This is a genomic window from uncultured Bacteroides sp. (assembly GCF_910586915.1).
GTDB lineage: Bacteria > Bacteroidota > Bacteroidia > Bacteroidales > Bacteroidaceae > Bacteroides.
This window is the reverse complement of record NZ_CAJULN010000029.1, coordinates 16,527-34,458: the sequence shown is the minus strand read 5'-3', so window position 1 is coordinate 34,458 and position 17,932 is coordinate 16,527. Positions and strand designations below refer to the sequence as shown.

Here is a 17,932-nt window from a genome sequence, read left to right as displayed (position 1 = left end):
AGTAATGGTAGACGGCAATCCCGGAAATTCCGCCGGATTGAATTTCTTATATTGCTCTTCGGACGGGAAAAGCAGCACCATCTTCCTGCCCCACTTCTCAAATTCGCTGCCCAATGCGGCTATGTCTCTCAGCGCGTGATTGGTAGGCTCCTGCCCTACTCCCAGTACGCCGACTACAAAATATCCTCTGCCGCAGGTCTGAAGAAGCGTTTGGTTTTCGGACGTTCCCTCGGCCGATACCGGAGTATAGAGCGATTCGGAATTGAAGTTGCCAATCACCTGCACCTGTTCCTTGCTCTCTCTCATCACCAGGTCAACGGTCGTTGTTTGTCCCGGATTTATCGTAAAGAAAGTGACTTTGGAAAGCACGGCTCCGCTTGCCATACGTGTTCCGGTAATCAGCATATAATAACCGGCATCCAGGGAAGTGCCCTCCTTCAACAAGTTCGCCCAAGTGGCGCCTTCACCCATATCCGCATCTCCTTCGTTATAATTCAACAAGCGGAACGCGCCGTCTTTGAACTTGGAAAGTGTAAAATGAGAGTAATACTTCGGATTGTCCAACGAACGTATCGGAGTATAAGCAGCGCGCAGCACTCCCTTAGCACTTTGTTCCGACACGCTTTCTGCAAAGTCCACATCCACCGTACGTCCCTCTTTGTCGACGTATTGCACTTTGCCTGTCACCTTGTCTATCTGAGCCTGGATACCGAGCGAACGAGCCACCGCCACAAAGAAAATATCACGCGACTTCTCATCCGCCACACGTGTTCTCCATACTCCTATCGGAGAAATAGGAATACGTTGGGAATTCTGTTCATTGTTAATCTCAATATTTTCCTTGCACCATTTCACCAAGCGGGCGGGGTCTTCAACAAAAGCTTCCTCATCCCGGTGGAATAACTGTAAGAAATCATGGCGGTAGCCGGTCAGCATCTCATTCTCCACGCGAGGATTGACAAGTTCGGCAGCTTTCCGTATTTCCATTTTCTCTAAATCGGGAAGTGTCACCCAACAATCCAAAAGACACTCGCCGGGTATGTCTCTCCAATCTTTGGCAGAAAGTTGCCGCAATAATTCCACGAAAAAATCTCCTTTTTTCTCTTTGGCAATCATTTTGAAGAAGGCCAACAACATACGATGGTTACCACGGGAAGCAACCAATATCTTTGCCATATCTTCCCTGTCGTTGTCGCTCAAATCAAACCTTGCAAGCGAATCTTTCGCCTGTTCCTCGGTCATCATGGTAGCGACGTAAGCATTGCGGATGGAGTCTTCTTTTGCCAGCCTACAGTCATTTTCCTTACGTTGCTCCGGAGTTACTTCGGGCATATTCACTCCTTCTGCCGGAGGAACGATGTCCAAATCAATCGTATAGGCTTCGCCTTCTTTCTTATCCAGCACAAGAGCCAACTCGCTTTCTTTGCCAAAAGACAATTTAGAAAAGCCGAACGCTCCTTTGTCCGAAGCCCACACCAGCATATCTCCCTTTCCGGCTGTCAACGAAGCACGTCCTTCGGCATCGGTATATTTGGTGGCTACCGTGTAGAACTCGGCATAATTATATACCTTAAACTCTACTTTAGCACCGGAAACGGGACGTCCTTCGGCATCGTTCACCGTCACTACCGCTTTCGCCGTAGGAGCATAGTTGTCGATGACGTTTATCTCGGTATAATTCGGTGTCTCAAGCATAATCTCTTCCGGACCGTTGTAGCGGCCGAACACTTTGGTGTGCATCAGCATTCCCCGGCTGGCAGGCGCATTGAACCATCCCAAGTTCAAAACAGGTTCCGGTTCGCAAGCTCCGAGGAAATACCATTCGCCGTCGGCCCAGGCCTCTACCCATGCATGGTTATCGTCGGTATGCGCCCAACGGGGTGTATAAACCTGACGCGCAGGTATACCGACAGCGCGCAATGCGGCAACAGTAAAAGTGGATTCTTCGCCGCAACGGCCGTAGGCTGTCTTCACCGAAGCCAGCGGCGAACTGGTACGGGCGTCGCTCGGACGGTAGACCACTTTTTCGTGACACCAATGGTTTACTTCCAGAATCGCGTCTTTCATCGAAAGACCTTTCACACGTTCCTTCAGTTCTCCATAGAATACCTCACGCGATTCGTCCAGGTTTTCATTATTCACACGGATAGGCAGTACGAAATGGCGATACAGTTCGTCCGTCACGGTCTTTCCCCAAGGCATCTCCTTGCGAATCTGTTCGGAAAGGCGGACATTTTCCAGGTAATAGGATTCATGGTAATCTGCAATATCCCCAATGGGCATATATGCATACAGAAACATCAGAGCTTCACGCTCTGCAAGAGATAAATCTTCATTCTCAAAGAATGAAAACAGGTTTCCGTGATGGAGCGTTTTCTGCTTCTGCTCAAAATCCTGAAGCACTTGATTACGATAGGCCTCATCTTTCAGAAAATGAGGTTCACTGCAAGAAAAAAACGTGACAGCGAGAAACGAAACAAACAAAAGATGGATGAGTGTTTTCATATTATGTATTAATTAAATAAACAAATAATCAAAAAAAATACTTCGACAGCAGTATATGAGCGCAAAAGTATAAGTTTTTTCGGAAAAAGGCACTACAAGCAAAATAAAAAGCACATTTTTATGTTTTGCAGCATAAATTTCAAAAACATTTTCTACCTTTGCAGTGTTAATAGAGAAAACAAGATGTAAAACCGCTCTTCAAAACGTGGGGAGCAAAAAAGAGGAAACAAATTATGAAAAAAGATGCAAATGAAAAGATTATGATGTTACAGTACCGTATCAAACGCTATCAGGCAATGGGGAACGGCGCAATGTGCCAAACCTTGAACGGTAAACTTCAAAAACTGCTTTCAAAGCAGGTTGCCATGTAAATAAACACACTTGATTATACGAATTTAAGCGAGGAACTTTTCGGAGTATCCTCGCTTTTTTTTGGTTGCAAATGAGCGGTTTGCAGCGCATATAGATGCTACTTCTACCGCATATATGTCCTGCGTCCAAGAGATATAGCTCCTACGTCCAGGAGATATAGATGCTGGACGCAGCGCATATATGCGCTGTAACAAGCTGATTATAAAGATGTAATTCCGGCATTTGGCAGTTAGGGGAAGACAGTGGACAATGCTCTCGAAAAACAGGCTTGTTTCAGTGAATGCTTAAGGAATCGCGCCGCTACCAGTCGCCAAATTCAAAGCTCAACTGCTCCCAAACACCGTGCTGCCCCTCCGTTTCTTCCTTCGGATTGGAAACGGAAAGTCCGATGAGCCGGATAGGATGCTGTTCGTATTCCACGCTTTTCAGCAACTCTTTTGCCAATGGAAGCACCCGGTCTAAAGTTGTCAACTCCTGCGACTGGGTTATGCTCCGGGTGATTTGGGTAAAATCGTGGAACTTGATTTTCAAAGTGAGCGTGTTGCCTTTGAAGTCCTTCCGGCCGAGACGTTCAATCAGTTCCACTGCCACATGATAAAGTTCGATAATGACGGAAGAGCGGGTGGAAATATCCCGTTCCAATGTCCGCTCGCACCCGATGGACTTACGGATACGGACAGCTTCTACCGGACGTTCGTCAATGCCCCGCGCACAGTCGTAATAGAGGGCGCCTACTTTTCCGAAGTGCGCGGTCAGCATTTCCAAAGAGCATTTACGCAGTTGAAAACCGTTGCTGATTCCCAGCAAATGCATCTTTCGGGCCGTCACCGGACCTACTCCCCAAAAAGATTCGATGGGAAGACGGGCGATGAAGTCCATCGCCTGTTCCGGATGAATGGTGCACAATCCGTCGGGTTTGCGGTAATCGGAAGCTATCTTTGCCAGAAATTTGTTGTAGGATATGCCGGCAGATGCTATCAGGTTAAGTTGTTCGCGAATCTTCTGCTTTATCTCTTTGGCTATATCTACCGCCAGGGGGATGCCTCTTTTATTTTCCGTCACATCGAGAAAGGCCTCATCTAAGGAGAGAGGTTCAATAATGTCGGTATATTGATGGAATATCTCGTGTATCTGACGGGAAACGGATTTATAAACGTCCATCCTGCCGGGCACAAAAATAAGTTGCGGGCAAAGACGCTTCGCCTTTTGTGAGGACATGGCAGAACGGACTCCGTAGCGCCGTGCCTCGTAACTGGCGGCGGCCACCACTCCCCGCTCTTGGGCGTGACCCACCGCCAATGGCTTACCGCGAAGTTGCGGATTGTCGCGCTGTTCTACCGAAGCGTAGAAGGCATCCATGTCGATATGTATAATCTTTCTTTCAAAACTGCACACAAGTCACATCTTGTATTTTTCCTTTGAATCCATTCAACGCATCACCTATTTGGCGAAGAGGGAAAACCAGCGTTTCCTGATACGGCATATAATCCATGCGCTTGTATTTCTCATGATATACTTTCATCTTACGCCCCTCCAGACGTTCGTGCAGTTTGCCGTTGACGTATAGAGAAGTGCCTTTATAATCGCCTTCAATACGGATGTCCGTCCATTCTTCCGCAGGAAGGCGGTAAGAGCCGAACACAAAGACATAGCCGTCGCGGCTAAAGGCAATCCGCCCGGTATTTTCCCAATTGGTATATACTTTGGAATGAGGGCCTTCGAACAGGACGCCACTGATGTTGGTATCCTTGTCGGGACAGATTTTGAAGGATACGGCATAGGGATAACCGACCTCCGGCAAGGCAGTGCGAATCGTATCCGTACCATTCAACGAACAGACTTTTCCCGAAGGGGTCAGCAGTGTTTCTCCGGCAATACGTGCCAGCAGGTTTACTCCCGGAGCTTCGGGCATCACACGGCACAAGTTTTCAAAAGTCTCGTAGGGGACGGTTTCAGTATTTCCCTTCCAAAGTTTTTCCGCCAATACCTGAACCGCCGGGAAAGAACGGTAATGTACATCCTGCTCGGAAATACCGTTGCCGCACATATCGTTCCATACAGCAAACATTCCACCCAATACTCCCGGAGTTCCTTCGGGAAGTGTCTGTTTTCTGTTCATCAACCACGGGCTCCAGGACTCGTAAATCCATTTATGGTCGAGAAACTCGCGATAGTAACCGGCGCCCGGCACAATATAGAGATAAGTATCGCAGGTGTTTATCAGCCGATATCCGTCTTTCAAGGAGATTTCGGGGTCTACCCAGTCGTACGACCATGCATTGACGGTCACACCTTCCGCCTTTACGGGTGTCTTGCCGGGAAGCCATTTCAAACCGCCCCACATACGGGGAGTCTTACCGTACTTTTCAACATATTTCAGATAACGGTCGGTGAAATAGCGGTATTGTTCGGCTTCCTTCTTGTTATACTCGTCCGTACCGATGTGTACGTCGGGACCTACGAATACGGGATGTTCGCCGGAAAGATATTCATCCAACAGGGTGTCGACAAAATGATAGGTTTCATCTTTATAGAGGTCCAAATGGTCCATTCCGTATTCTTTGCTGCCGATTTCCGGCTTGTAATGCGTAAAAGCAAGAGAATGTGCAGGAATGTCTATTTCGGGAATGACGTTTACTCCATACGCCAGGCCCATACGCTGCAAGTCGGAGAACTCCTGTTTGGTATATGAGCCGTCTTTGGCTGTGAGTCCCGGGAAGCGTTCGCTTTCGAGGCGGAAGGCAGCATAGGTACTGTTCCAGTCGTTGTTGAAGAATTGCGGAAAGCCATTATCATTCAAATGAATCTGGAACTCATTCATTTTATAGAAGGAAAGTATCTTGATGTATTGTTTCAGATAATCCAATGTGAAGAACTTACGGGCTACATCGAGCATGAATCCACGGTTGGAAAATTGCGGATAATCGCGTGCTGTTCCTTTCGGCAGTTTTCCTTGCTGATTATACAATATTTGCAGAAGGCTGCGCGTTCCCCAAAAAACTCCTTTCACGGTAGGGGCTTCAATACCGGCGTAACGGCTTGCAGTCAACACGTAACCTTCGTCGCCCAACTGTTTGTCGGGCTTTGTCAAGGAAAGATAAATATCGTTTCTCTGCGGTTTTCCGGTCTTTACGGTGTAGTTCCAGTTCATTAACTCTTTCAAGTCGCCGGCCAATATACGGGCAGTGGACAGCAGTTGCTCTTCGTTATCGGGATTTACAACGATACTTCCCTCGGCAGGCAGGAGGAGTTTTCCTTTTCCTCCCTTCCATTGTTGCAAGGCAGGGATGACATCGGGACAAGGTTCTTGTGCGGAAACGCCCAAAGATGTCGCCAAGAAACAGCATAAAGCGAATAGTAGTTTTCTCATAATCTCAAACTTATTATATTATTTATATTACTCATATTTTAAAGAGAAAATCATCGTCCCACTGGGGCTTCCATCACACAAATCCGATGACTTACACTCCAATAACTATGCACTTCTTTCTACTAATCGGAAACGTCGAACTGAAAGGCGAGCGGTTCCGTACTGCCTACGTATTGATTGGGAACGGTAAGGATGACTTTATTGTCTTTGACCGTCCATTTCACCTTCCGACCGGAAGCCAACAATTTAATCCGGCTGTTTCTTGCAGGGATATTCCCTTCCCATTCGATGCTTGCAGGTATCTTTTCTCCTTCGGGCAGTGCATAAAGCGCATACAGTGTCTTCCCGTTCTTGTTTGCAGTAAACCACACATTGCCGGAATGGTAATTGGGAGTGATGCGGGTATTGTATATCGCTTCTCCGTTCTTTTTCATCCAGCGTCCCACCTCTGCAAGACGTTCCACGGCAGGTTGCTCAATTATACCATCGGCAGTAGGGCCTACTCCGAGAAGCAGGCTGCCGCCTTTGGCAACTACCTCCATGAGCATGGCAACCACCTGATTGGGAGTTTTGTATCTGGCGTTCTTCACCCATCCCCAGTCTGTGGTCAGCGTAATGCAACTTTCCCACGGAAAGGGAAGCTGGGTTTCGGGTATCGAACGTTCGGGAGTCTGGTAATTCTCGTACCGGCCGCTTATGGTACGGTCTACTACCAATATACCGGGTTGCCTTTCCCGTGCCATACCGGCTATCCGTGGCATATCAATATCCTGCTTATTGCGGACGGATACCCAGCCGCCGTCCAGCCAAAGAATATCTATCGGCCCGTAACCGCTCATCAGTTCTTCAATCTGATTATAGGTAAAGTTCTTGAAAGCCTCCCACTTTTCGGGATGGCGTTCGACTTTGTAATTCACATTTCTATTCGGGGTCGCGAAATAATCCCACCAATAATCCTGGTTGTGCCAATCGGGTTTGGAGAAGTAGGCTCCGGTCATGAAACCTGCTTTACGGAAAGCCTCAAACACATGGAGGGCGACATTGGCTTTCGGATGTTCCTTAAAAGGTCCCTGTGCAATAGAGAAAGCGGTATGTCTGCTGTCGAACATACAGAAACCGTCGTGGTGTTTGGTAGTGAATACCATGTATTTCATTCCTGCCTGTTTCATCACATCGGCCCATTGTTCAGGGTTGAAATTGACCGGATTGAACTCTTGGCTGAGTCCATTCCAATACCAGTTCTTGAACTCTTGGTAGTTGTCATGCCCGTAGCGGCTAATCCAGTCGACATCTTCGGAACAGAGCGCCCACGATTCGACAATACCGGGCACACTGTACAGCCCCCAGTGGAAGATGACTCCGAATTTCTTATCCTGCCATTGGTTCAGCTTTTTCAATACCAATGAGTCTGTAGGCCATTCATAATTGTGCGAACGCTCGTGCACAAAAGTGTTCTGGGCTTTTAAGCCTGCTGCTCCCAATAATAAGAAGACAAGTGATATCAGTCTGTTTTTCATATCATATAATGTTTTTCAAGATTGAATTTCTCTGCGGGTCGTGCTTTGTCCGATGTAAGCCGACAATAAAAAACGGAGGATGTCTCTTTGCAAAACATCCTCCGTTTTTTCATCATTGGTGGAGCTGGAGGGAATCGAACCCTCGTCCAAACGAGGAAATCATAAGCTTTCTACATACTTATCTTTGCCTAAGTTTTCGAGCAGGAACAGAACCAAAGCCATCAATTCCTGCCTTATCCTCTAAAATTTCATCCGAAGCGCGAGGCCGCTTCCGACTATCCCCGATGTAACTGCACCACTGAACCGGAATGCTTCGGAGCAACAGCTTCCGAGTGATGTCTCGTCCCAGCACCTTGTGCCGGGATTAAGCCAATCTACTATGATTCGATTAAGCAGCAAGAGCGTAATTAGTTTCGCCAGATAAAATTTTGATAACTGAGATTTAAGTGGAAATTACCGACCCACTGTATGCTTACTTACCATTTCTGCCCGCTGTCAAATCCAGTCAACCCCATGACTCTGCAACTTACAGAACGCCGAAGGACGCAACTGCGTACATTGCAATGCCGCATCGCCGCCTTCCGAAGTGCAAAGATAGGAAATCTTTTGTTTCCACGCGACATCCGTTAGCAAATATTATACTTCGACGGCAGATTTATATCGGCAAGAGAGCACATATCCGCAACTTTATCCGTACCTTTGCCTGTATTACATAACTCAATCAATATTCATAAAACGATGACTCCGCACTTTGACTTCTCCGAAGTCCCCCACTCCTTCGGCTTGTGTGCCGCAGAAAACTGCCCGAAAGCCGCCACCTGTCTGCGACGCATTGCCATGCAGTATGCTCCCGTCGACCGTATCTTCCTGCCGACAATGAATCCGAACCGGATAAAAGCCGGAAAAAACAACTGCAACTTCTATTGCCCGAACGAAAAGACCCGCTTCGCGCTGGGATTTACACGCACGGCCAACGCACTCACCGTACGAATGGCAAGCGTCTTCCGCTACCGGATGATTGGTTACTTCGGACGCAAGAACTACTATCTGAAACGCCGGGGAACACTGAAAATCACTCCCGACGAACAGCAGAAAGTGATAAGCGTAGCTAAGGAATTGGGAGTGGTACTCAACGACTACTTCGACAAATATATCGAAGAATACTGCTGGAACGATAAGTTGTAACGCCCGTATCCTACGATGGGAACGGCAGTATCTATGGGAGGAAACGATTGTTTCTCCGTATGGGAACGGCCGTTTCTTTGCGTGGAAACTGCCGTTTCCTGCAATGGACACTATTAGGAAACCACAATAAATTGACAAACAGATACATATATACAAATCAGTAGATACTTAAAAACCATTTATATGATAAAACTTATTGCCACTATCGGTATAATCGGCCTGACCACCATCAGTTGCACATCCCGAAAAGCAGTCCGTACCGTAAGTTGCGATGCGGCGAATCAAGAGTTGACAATGCTCGTAGGTACATATACCTCGGGCGAGAGTAAGGGGATATACAGCTTCCGTTTCGACGAAGAAAGCGGTACAGCCACCCCGCTCAGCGAAGCGGAAGTAAAAAACCCTTCTTATCTCACGCCTTCGGCCGACGGAAAGTTTGTATATGCCGTCAGTGAGCTTGGCAATGAACAGGCTGCCGCCTACGCCTTTGCCTTCGACAAGGAGAAAGGTACTTTCAGTCGGCTAAACTCACAGCCTACCGGCGGCGAAGCTCCTTGCTACATCATCACGAACGGAAAGAATGTGATAACCGCCAATTATAGCGGCGGAAGCATCTCGGTGTTTCCCCTTGCCAAAGACGGTTCGCTCCTGCCGGCTTCGGATGTGATACGATTCGAAGGTGCGGGAGCCGACAAGGAACGGCAGGAGAAGTCGCACCTGCACTGCGTACGCATCACTCCCGACGGCAACTATCTTTTTGCCGACAATCTGGGGACAGACCAGATATATAAGTTTACCGTCAACCCGGACGCGGATGGGGAAAACAAAGAACGTTTTCTCCGGGAAGGTTCTCCCGCCGCCTTTCAAGTGGCAGCCGGCTCGGGCCCGCGCCACCTTACTTTCGCACCCAACGGCGGATACGCTTACTTGATTAACGAAATTTCGGGCACAGTAACGGTTTTCGAGTACCGGGAGGGAAACTTAAAAGAAATTCAGACGATAGCTGCCGATACGGTCGGTGCAAAAGGCAGCGCCGATATTCATATCAGCCCGGACGGCAAGTTCCTGTATGCCAGCAACCGCCTGCAAGCAGACGGCGTTGCCATCTTCCGCATCTGCCCAGACAACGGAAGACTGACAAAAGCCGGTTATCAACTGACCGGAATCCATCCGCGCAACTTCATTATTACGCCGAATGGCAAGTATCTGCTGGTGGCTTGCAGGGACAGTAATGTCATCGAAGTATATGAAAGGGATGCAGACACGGGATTACTGACTGATATACAAAAGGATATCAACGTGGATAAGCCGGTCTGCATACGGTTTGTGCCGTAGGGATTTACAAAAAAAAAAATAACCTATGAGTATATCCGTCGTCTATACTCATAGGTTATTCATACAAAGAAAAAAGCAATCAGCTTACTTATCCTTTTCGATTGTCAGCACAAACTGACGCAGATACACCTCTTGTTCCGCATTGCCTGTATTGGTAAACCGTACAAACTTCACCGGAGCTTTCTGCAATCCTGCCGTAAGTTTGCTTCCTTGTTGCGTGAGGTCTATCGCTTTCCACTCCTTGCCGTCAACGGAGATTTCCAAACGTCCCCATGCAAAGGACTCTTTCTTTCCGAAATCTATCTGTATACTCTCTCCGGGGTAGGTATTATTCAACTCTATTTCAACCATTTTCCCTGCTCCCCATTTCACCACTTCATTGGCGGGCGAAACAAGTATCCGGTTTACTTTTACTTGCAAGGGCAGGTTTTTGATTTGTTCCACATCACTCGTCAGTCTATGCGGCATATAGTCCGTAGTAGCATTCAAAGTGGTTCCGTTCCTTTGGTTAAAGTGCTGCACGGTTGTTGCAAAAGTACGGTCAATCAACGGTTTTATCACTCTCGAAGCCGTCTTTACTCCCGGTTGGTAAGGATTCTGGTTGTACGTTTGGTCAATGTCAAACATCTGTTGCTGCAAGGCTTTTACATGATTGTACTTACGCAGGAAATAAGAATGCGAGGAGTCATCACGGCTCTTTACCATATTCAATACCTCTTTTCCGGTTTCTGCCAACAGTCTGAACTGATACAGCCACGGGGTTATCTCTTGAAGCAACGGTTTGTTTTCCGTATTAACCAACAGTATGTCGGCCGATTCCGCCATTTGTTCGAGTGTATGCTGCAATGTTTCGAAATCTGCCGTTTCGTATTTACCGCTTTCTACATAGCTTTTGAGGAAACGTTCGGCAGCAGGCTGAATATTCTGCGACTCTTCGCGACGGTAGCGATGTCCGTTTACGCCCAAATCGGAATTATGGATAGCAAAGCACTCCAGTTCTTCTGCGGCACTTGGCAGAATCGTACGGATAGCGTCTTTCCACGCCTGCCAAGTATCATACTTCGCAGGATTCCAAGCATAGCTTGCCACACTGTAAATAGCGATTTTGGATGCTTCGGCGTGTTCCATCGGATTGGTGACAAAGCCCGACATTTCGTTGGCTATCGTTGTGTCATTGCCGTAGACCGGACCGAGAAGCAGATGGTCGCGTACATAATCGGACACTGGGAAGTTCCACCAAATATAGGCAGGGCGTTTAATGCGTTCGTTAATCCAGTTGATACCGTCGCGGGTGATGTCGGAAATCACACGATCGCCCGTCCACATAATCTGAATCGAAGGGTTGAGTCTGTCTCCTAAAGTAGTCAGGTAGTTGCCTTTAGGATTCGACCAGCTTTTGTTGTACTCGGTAGGACACATGATAAGCGGAGTTACGTCCCGTTTTACCTGCACAAAGTTCTCGTCGATGTAGTTTAGGAGTTCAGCCTGTTTCTGAGGATTGGTGCCTTCGCCGGAAATGTCGTCGAAGAATACGGCAAACGAGCGTACACCAAGCTGGTACATCTTCTCAAATTTAGCCAACAGGATATCGCGGTCTTGCTGGTTCCATTTGATATCCTGCCCCGGATGGATAGCCCATATGAAGTCAACTTCGTTCTCATCGGCCACCTTCACCAGTTCTTGCAACTGTACCGCCTCTTTCTCCGGATAAGGTAGGCGCCAGTTCGGCGAACTGTGATACGGGTCGTCTTTCGGACCATATATATAGGTATTCATTTTGTTTTTGCCATAGAACTTCAGTTGGCTGAGACGTGCCTCGTGGCTCCACGGAGTTCCGTAAAATCCTTCTACCACCCCACGATAGCGTACGGAAGGATAATCCTTTATTTCCACTACCGGGAGTTTTCCGTCTTTGAGCAGTTGCGCAAAGGTCTGCAAGGCATAAAAAGTGCCGCGTTCGTCGTTTCCTGCCAATACGATTTCCTTGTCGGTGACGGACAGGTAATAGCCTTCGGGATGTTTCGGAATCAGCCGGCTATACTTGCGCACACTCTTGTCGCCCCGTTCGCCGATGGAGACAAGCACTCCTTCCCTGCTGCTTTGCTTGCCGTACAGCAGCTCTTTCAGTCCTTTCACTGCGTGCGGATTGGCTTCCGTTTCACCGTTTATCCGAAAGATGGCGGGTAGTCCGACACTTTTGTCCTGTCCGGTAAGTTGCTGGGGAGCGGGCTGCAAGTTTACATTCTGCGCAAAGGCAGTCATAGCACACAGGAGGCAAGCTCCGAACAAATGCATTTTGTTGCTTTTCATAAGTTACAATAATGAGGATTAGTTATCTTTTCTACAAAGAAAAGCCAATTTATTAAATTAAGCAAACAAAACAATCACAAAGCCATGTATTTTTAATTTATTATTCCTATCTTCGGCTGCTATTTAAGAAATACTAACCCACATTACTAACATGAAAATCAAACACCTTTTATCTTTGTCATTATTCATCTGCGGATGTACCGCATTGGCAGCACAAGAAATCGCCATTACGCCCCGTCCGGCCCATCTCTCTGTAGAAAAAGGACACTTCACGTTCGACAAACAACTGAAAGCAAAAGTCACTCCTTACGAGGGAGACAGCGTACGTATCCTTTTCGATGCTTTCAAGAAAGAATTCCGGAAAGCAACCGACGTCCGTATCTCCTCTACCCGCCGGGATGAGGAAGCTACCATCATCTTAGAACTAAACCGCCAGTTGTCCGCCGAAGCCTACCACCTCAATGTATCAAAAGAGCAAATCAGAATTGAGGCCGCACGCCCTGCCGGCTTCTACTACGCGCTGCAAACGCTGAAACAACTGATGCCCCGCAACGTAATGGCAGGCCTCCCCGCTCCCGGACACAAGGAATGGACCATCCCCGCCGTCAGCATCCAGGATGCTCCCCGTTTCGAATGGCGGGGATTCATGTTGGACGAAGGCAGACATATCTTCGGCAAGGAAGAGATAAAAAAAGTTATCGACATGATGGCAACCTACAAGATGAACCGTTTCCACTGGCACCTGACAGAAGACCAAGGATGGAGAATCGAGATTAAGAAATATCCCCGACTGACCGAAATCGGTGCCTGGAGAAACAGTAACACCCTCGCATACGGCGATGTGAAAGCGGACAACGAACGCTACGGCGGATTCTATACCCGCAAGGATGTCAAAGAGATTGTAGACTATGCCCGTCAACGGTTTATAGAAATCGTACCCGAGATAGATATTCCGGGACACTCGCAGGCTGCCATCGCCGCTTATCCGGAGTTCCTGGCCTGCGACCCGGAGAATCCTCACGAAGTATGGCTGAGTCAAGGAATATCGACGGATGTCATCAACGTAGCTCATCCGAAAGCCATGCAATTTGCCAAAGATGTAATAGACGAACTTACGGAGATGTTCCCCTTCGGCTACATTCATTTAGGCGGCGACGAATGTCCCACCGACAAATGGAAAGAGAATGAAGCGTGCAAGAGACTGTTGGGTGAAATAGGTTCTGCCAATTTCAGGGATTTACAGATTTACTTCTACAAGCAACTGAAAGATTACATCGCCACCAAACCTGCCGACAAGCAACGGCAACTGATATTCTGGAACGAAGTGTTGCACGGAAACACGGACATATTAGGTAACGACATCACCATCATGGCGTGGGTAGGAGCCAACCAAGCCGCCAAGCAGGCAGCCGCCCGCGGTATGCATACCATCCTGTCTCCACAAATTCCCTACTACATCAACCGCAAACAATCTGACCTGCCCACCGAACCGATGTCGCAGGGACGCGGCACGGAGACCGTAGAAGCCGTCTATAACTACCAACCGATGAAAGATGTGGATGAAAAACTGCAACCTTATTATAAAGGTGTACAGGCAAACTTCTGGACGGAATGGGTGACTACCCCGTCGGTACTTGAATACCTGATGCTGCCACGCCTTGCCGCCGTTGCCGAAGCAGGGTGGACTCCGCAAGACAAACGAAACTACGAAGACTTCAAAACACGGATTCGCCGGGATGCAACGCTGTATAAACTGAAAGGCTGGAATTACGGCAAGCACATCATGGAGTAATATTCCCCGTTCTCACCGTCGATTATTCGGATTAGCACAGATTATTTAACCTGATATCAAGTATTAATAGAGAAATCTGTGTTAATCTGTGTAATCGACGGTGAGTTTTAAGACTGACTTATCGTTCTATAAATATCAAGTTATTTCCTGTTTTGAGCCATACGGCTATCAGCAGGCTGCGGCTTCACGATTATCCCTTTTCCTGTTTTAGTACACTTTATGCACTCTTTCCGCAGTTTTCCTTCCTTCATATTAAAAATCAGGTTCGGATTGAAATGCTGTCCGTTGATGCGGGTTTCAAAGTGCACGTGCTCCGTAGTGGCACGGCCGGTACGCCCGGTCAATGCGATGGGCTGTCCGGCTTTTACGGTATCACCGCTTTGAACAAGGTTCTTGAAGTTATGGCTGTAAAGAGTCTCCAGCCCGTTGGGGTGGCGTATGACAACCAGGTTTCCATACGCATAATACGGTTTGGACATACGCACTATACCGTCAAAAGCTGCACGAACCGTATCTTTCGCGCAAGTTTTGATGTCCGTACCCGAATGTCCGCCACGGGTTCCGTAGGCTGAGATTACTTTAGCACCGGGTAACGGAAATGCATATTCGTGCTCCTGCAAAGAATCCAAATGCAGATAAAGATGGTTGCTCTTGGCAAACAGCCCGGGAGTAGGTACGCGGACATCCTTTATCTCTTTGGCTGAAAAAGGAGACTTGTTCTGTGCGCCGGCAATAACAGGCAACAAAACAACAAGGGGAATAAGTATGCTCTTCATCTATTTCTTCTTTTTACAATTCGGACTCATGCAAATTACTCGAAGAATAAAAGTTCACCACCATCCGACTGTGCATAGTCCTTCAATAAAGACTGAATCATTTCAGCAGCTTCTTTCAAACCTTCTTTTCCGTTGTAGCCGTTGACGATGGCAAGAATATGGGTAGTCCCGACATCCATCTTCGTCCGCTCGTGGTCGCTTGTCGGTGTTCCGATACCGCCCAAAGAATCACGATATACGGGCAGTCCTTCGATATTCAGTACTCCGCGCCCGATACCTTCAAAGGGTTCGCCTGCTTTGCCGATACCAAGTTCGAGATGTGTGCCTTGAATTTTGTCGGCATCGAAGCCGCCGATAGAGTGTCCTGTACGAAGAGAGACTAAGTTTATCAGGTCTACCAACGTATCAATCTGATACAAAGGAATCCTGCGCATCAGCCGGCGGCGTAAGGCCTCTGCAGACGGACGGTAACGTCCGGGGTCTTTTCCGCAACGCTTATACGCTTCGCGGGTGGCTGCTATCATCGGCTGGAGTTTGATATCTTCCATTTGAGCAGTAGAAGTCAGTTGCCGGGCAAAAGCATCTATTTCCTTCCAAAGCCCTTCGCAGTATGTGGTGTTCTTTACGGCGGCATATACGGCAACTCCGGCAAAAACCGGGCAAGCATCTTTGATTGCCTGAGAAACAGTAATTGTGTGCATCATATAAACAGTTATAAATAAAACCGATTTTTCCGGCGGCAAAAATAAGTCTTTTGCTTCAATATCCTGCTTCTGTTTGACAGCAATTTGTTATATTCCCCCTCAAAATCTCCCCTCTCAAATCGTATTGTTTCATTTTTTTTGTACCTTTGCAAAGCTGCAAGGAACAGTGGTTCTTACGACAGCTTGTATATTAAAAAAAGAGAAAGCGTTTGGCTTTTATCCTAAATATCAAAAAATCGCCATTTTTTTCACAGAAAGGATAAAACAAGACGACGTTCTCGCTTCGTTTTGTAGGTCCGTGACACCTTTGTCACACTCCTATAATTCAGGCGTGGAGGGGAGTGTGTTTACTTTCTGTAGGGTGTTTGGCGATGCCTTGATATTAGTAGCACAATAAGTTCTCCACGCTTTTCATGTTTTTCACACAAGACATCTCTTTTGCACTATTCGTCCGAAAGGAGAACCGGATTTAACTTTAAAACAAATACGCGAATGAAAAAGGATGTGCACATAGGAAAACTTATAAAGCAAAAGCTATCGGAAAGCAATTTGTCGATAGTCGATTTTGCAGAAGCGATTCATAAAACCCGTACTACCGTCTACGACATCTTCAACCGGAAAAGTATCGACAGCGAACTACTTATCGCCATTTCCGAAGTACTACAGTTCGACTTTATCTCCTATGCATACGGTAATTCACCCACCTCCGCTGTTTCTTCCCGCGTGGCAGACAATTACCTTATAATAAAGATAGTAAAAGAATGCGAACTGGAAGAGGAAGAACCCATCCTATTCCGCTACAAACTCAAACTGTAGCAAACTTCCGACATACTTTGTCAGCTCTTTCGACGCTATAATCCATTCTCATATCCTCCACTCCTCTATCTTTGCACTCATTATTAATCTTATATAAAATAAACACATTATGGTATTTATTATTGTCTTACTTGTCGTTGCCTATATCGCTTATAAAATCTTTGGCAACAATGATAACGAGTTTGTTAAATCGCGCATCAAGGGAAGAAGCGAAAATCAAAAGAAAGTAATCCGCTACTTCTGTAACGACGACGGATGTTTTTCCAAAAGAATGAAAGACGAAGAATACGATGCAATGGTGCGCAATGTATTGAACAGTATGAACTTCAGACAGAAAGCCTTGAACAAAATAGGCTTGGACGAGAGTGAAGTCAATGAAATCGAACCTGTTCATTTCGAAGGATGGTTGTTTGGCAAGAGCGTATTCACACGTTTGGGCAAAGACAATGTGTACCGGAGTTCCGCCTATCAGGTATCTTGGTTATTCTTTAGCGAAACCCAGGTTTACCTCTATCAATATACGTTCAATATGGACGAAGACGGCAAGAAGGAAGCGACAGAAGAATATTTCTATAAAGACATTACCAACTTCTCCACCTCTTCCGATACAGTAGAAACTCCGCAATATGACCCGAAACAGAAGAAAAACGTACTTATCAACGTAGACAGCAACCGTTTTGCGCTGACAGTTCCGGGCGACAAGTTCTATTGTTCTATGGAGCAAAGTGACTATACCGAAAAGGCTATTCAGGGCATGAAGGCTAAACTTAGAGAAAAGAAAGCCTGAATGTAATGTTATATGCAATTAGATAAATGTGTGACAGAAAAGTGTCCGCTCTCCAGGGAACAAAAAGAAGCGAAAGAGTACTGCCTTTTTCATCCTCTGGAACGGCCGCCGCTTAGATGGAGCAAAGCGGCAAGTATCGTGTCCGCTACAGAAATTGCGATTAGCACTCTGTCGTATCTGCTTTCTTCGGAGACGGGCACTTTTCTTATGTACTATTTTATCGGCAACCTCTCTGTTTTTATCCTGACCGGAAAGCATCTGTTAATAGGCTTAGTGAAACTTTATCAGCACTATGCTCCGGAAGAGATAAGAAGAAAATGTCTTTATAAACCGACGTGTTCCGAATATGCTATTCTTGCATTGGAGAAATACGGGCTAATAAAAGGGAGCTATAAAACATACATCCGTTTATTCAGAATGTGCCGGGGGATAGAATACGGCATTGATTATCCATAAAACAACA

Annotated in this window: 14 protein-coding genes and 1 other RNA gene; 7 read left to right on the top strand and 8 right to left on the bottom strand. The window is 47.0% G+C overall.

The window, feature by feature from the left end; all coding sequences use genetic code 11:
- On the bottom strand, positions 1-2,505 hold a 2,505-nt coding region (locus QZ331_RS10580; RefSeq protein WP_294630049.1), incomplete at its 3' end, for a transglutaminase domain-containing protein.
- Between the two features lie 233 nt (positions 2,506-2,738).
- On the opposite strand from QZ331_RS10580, the gene QZ331_RS10575 reads away from it, so the two are divergent.
- Positions 2,739-2,876 carry a hypothetical protein gene (locus tag QZ331_RS10575; RefSeq protein WP_294630048.1) on the top strand — a complete coding sequence of 46 codons (138 nt, stop codon included), beginning with the start codon at positions 2,739-2,741 and terminating at the stop codon, positions 2,874-2,876.
- A 301-nt stretch (positions 2,877-3,177) separates the two neighbouring features.
- Here the strand turns inward: QZ331_RS10575 and dinB are convergent, their stop codons facing one another.
- The 4 genes from dinB to ssrA all read right to left on the bottom strand — a co-directional run bounded on the left by dinB (position 3,178) and on the right by ssrA (position 8,277).
- Positions 3,178-4,272, bottom strand: coding sequence for a DNA polymerase IV (gene dinB, locus QZ331_RS10570; RefSeq protein ID WP_294630046.1), 1,095 nt, complete (start codon positions 4,270-4,272; stop codon positions 3,178-3,180).
- Complete coding sequence (locus QZ331_RS10565; RefSeq protein WP_294630044.1) at positions 4,259-6,247, bottom strand: family 20 glycosylhydrolase; 1,989 nt, start codon at positions 6,245-6,247, stop codon at positions 4,259-4,261. The genes dinB and QZ331_RS10565 overlap by 14 nt, the downstream gene beginning before the upstream one ends.
- A 122-nt stretch (positions 6,248-6,369) precedes the next feature.
- A complete protein-coding gene (locus QZ331_RS10560; RefSeq protein WP_294630043.1) occupies positions 6,370-7,764 on the bottom strand; it encodes an alpha-L-fucosidase in 1,395 nt (464 codons plus the stop codon).
- Between the two features lie 116 nt (positions 7,765-7,880).
- Positions 7,881-8,277, bottom strand: a transfer-messenger RNA (tmRNA) gene (gene ssrA, locus QZ331_RS10555).
- A 225-nt stretch (positions 8,278-8,502) separates the two neighbouring features.
- Here ssrA and QZ331_RS10550 point away from each other — a divergent pair.
- Positions 8,503-8,949, top strand: a complete 447-nt coding sequence (locus tag QZ331_RS10550) for a DUF6078 family protein (protein ID WP_294630041.1) — start codon at positions 8,503-8,505, stop codon at positions 8,947-8,949.
- 183 nt (positions 8,950-9,132) lie between these two features.
- Positions 9,133-10,284, top strand: a complete 1,152-nt coding sequence (locus QZ331_RS10545; RefSeq protein WP_294630039.1) for a lactonase family protein — start codon at positions 9,133-9,135, stop codon at positions 10,282-10,284.
- A gap of 84 nt (positions 10,285-10,368) precedes the next feature.
- Here the strand turns inward: QZ331_RS10545 and QZ331_RS10540 are convergent, their stop codons facing one another.
- Complete coding sequence (locus QZ331_RS10540; RefSeq protein WP_294630038.1) at positions 10,369-12,594, bottom strand: beta-N-acetylglucosaminidase; 2,226 nt, start codon at positions 12,592-12,594, stop codon at positions 10,369-10,371.
- 151 nt (positions 12,595-12,745) lie between these two features.
- Here QZ331_RS10540 and QZ331_RS10535 point away from each other — a divergent pair, with 151 nt between their 5' ends.
- Positions 12,746-14,386 (top strand): beta-N-acetylhexosaminidase, encoded by a 1,641-nt coding sequence (locus tag QZ331_RS10535; protein ID WP_294630036.1) that lies wholly within the window; start codon positions 12,746-12,748, stop codon positions 14,384-14,386.
- Positions 14,387-14,526: 140 nt separating this feature from the next.
- Here the strand turns inward: QZ331_RS10535 and QZ331_RS10530 are convergent, their stop codons facing one another.
- A complete protein-coding gene (locus QZ331_RS10530; RefSeq protein WP_294630035.1) occupies positions 14,527-15,162 on the bottom strand; it encodes a M23 family metallopeptidase in 636 nt (211 codons plus the stop codon).
- A gap of 35 nt (positions 15,163-15,197) precedes the next feature.
- Positions 15,198-15,863: a phenylalanine--tRNA ligase beta subunit-related protein gene (locus QZ331_RS10525; protein ID WP_294630051.1), complete on the bottom strand. Its 666-nt coding sequence runs from the start codon at positions 15,861-15,863 to the stop codon at positions 15,198-15,200.
- Positions 15,864-16,358: 495 nt separating this feature from the next.
- Here QZ331_RS10525 and QZ331_RS10520 point away from each other — a divergent pair, with 495 nt between their 5' ends.
- The 3 genes from QZ331_RS10520 to yidD all read left to right on the top strand — a co-directional run bounded on the left by QZ331_RS10520 (position 16,359) and on the right by yidD (position 17,925).
- Positions 16,359-16,682 (top strand): helix-turn-helix transcriptional regulator, encoded by a 324-nt coding sequence (locus tag QZ331_RS10520; protein ID WP_294630033.1) that lies wholly within the window; start codon positions 16,359-16,361, stop codon positions 16,680-16,682.
- Between the two features lie 109 nt (positions 16,683-16,791).
- Positions 16,792-17,469, top strand: coding sequence for a hypothetical protein (locus QZ331_RS10515; RefSeq protein ID WP_294630032.1), 678 nt, complete (start codon positions 16,792-16,794; stop codon positions 17,467-17,469).
- A gap of 30 nt (positions 17,470-17,499) precedes the next feature.
- Positions 17,500-17,925 (top strand): membrane protein insertion efficiency factor YidD, encoded by a 426-nt coding sequence (yidD, locus tag QZ331_RS10510; RefSeq protein WP_294630030.1) that lies wholly within the window; start codon positions 17,500-17,502, stop codon positions 17,923-17,925.
- Positions 17,926-17,932: the final 7 nt, after the last annotated feature.